The following is a 1,197-nucleotide window of genomic DNA, read 5'->3' as shown; positions in this document are numbered from 1 at the left end:
CAGGGACCAAAATAGAACGTGTTCTTGTGTGTGACAAGCCACTGTTTTCGCTCACGTCCCGCTGAGCGGACGTGCCCCCGCTCTCACAGTACGGCGACGTACGCCCTGCGGGGGACAAACGAGAAGAGCGCACCCCGCTCAGCGAGGCGCGCTGCGCACCGGATCACGACCGATTACGACTCGATGAGCGGCTTCAACCGTTCGAACTGCTCCACGTCGCGGACGCCGACCAGCATCATGGTGACGCCCGCCTGCTCCCACACCTTCAGCTGCTCACGCACCTGCGCCTCGTTGCCGATGATGGTGGTGTCGAGGATCAGCTCGTCGGGCACCACCGCCGCGGCCTCCTCCTTGCGGCCGGTGCGGAAGAGCCGGGTGATCTCGTCGACCTGCTCGCCGTAACCCATGCGCCGGTACACCTCGGCGTGGAAGTTGAGTTCCTCCGCGCCCATGCCGCCGATGTAGAGCGCCATGAACGGCCGCAGCCGATCCAGTTCGGCCTTGGGGTCGTCGGTGAGGATGACCTGCGCGGTGGCCGCGATCTCGAAGTCCTCGCGCGAGCGCCGCGCGCCCGGCCGGGAGAAGCCCTCGTCGAGCCATTCGTTGTACATGTCGGCCAGCCGCGGCGTGTAGTAGATGGCCAGCCAGCCGTCCGCGATCTCCGCGGTCATCGCGACGTTCTTCGGGCCTTCGGCGCCCAGCCAGATCGGGATGTCCGAGCGCAGCGGGTGGGTGATCGGCTTGAGCGGCTTGCCGAATCCGGTGGCGCCCGGGCCGTTGTAGGGCAGCGGATAGTGCGGGCCCGCACTGGTCACCTTGCCCTCGCGGGCGAGCACCTGCCGCACGATCGAGACGTACTCACGGGTGCGCGCGAGGGGCTTGCCGAACGGCTGGCCGTACCAGCCCTCGACCACCTGCGGACCGGAGACGCCGAGCCCGAGGATGTGCCGGCCACCGCTGAGGTGGTCGATGGTCAGCGCGGCCATGGCGGTCGCGGTGGGGGTGCGGGCCGACATCTGCACCACCGAGGTGCCCAAACGCACCCGGCTGGTGTCGGAGCCGTACCAGGCCAGCGGGGTGAAGGCGTCCGAGCCCCACGACTCGGCGGTGAAGACGGCGTCGAATCCGGTCTCCTCCGCGGCCGCGATCAGCTCCCGCGTATTGGCGGGCGGCTGCGCGCCCCAATATCCCAGTTGC

Annotated in this window: 1 protein-coding gene; it reads right to left on the bottom strand. The window is 68.8% G+C overall.

Translation table 11 applies throughout. The features are described 5' to 3' along the window. Positions 1-173 precede the first annotated feature (173 nt). Positions 174-1,193, bottom strand: a complete 1,020-nt coding sequence (locus tag ACIRS4_RS37865) for an LLM class F420-dependent oxidoreductase (RefSeq protein WP_404204763.1) — start codon at positions 1,191-1,193, stop codon at positions 174-176. Between the last annotated feature and the right edge of the window lie 4 nt (positions 1,194-1,197).

The sequence above is a fragment of the Streptomyces sp. NPDC101166 genome (assembly GCF_044768125.1).
Taxonomy (GTDB): domain Bacteria; phylum Actinomycetota; class Actinomycetes; order Streptomycetales; family Streptomycetaceae; genus Streptomyces.
This window is presented reverse-complemented; position numbering and strand designations above follow the sequence as displayed.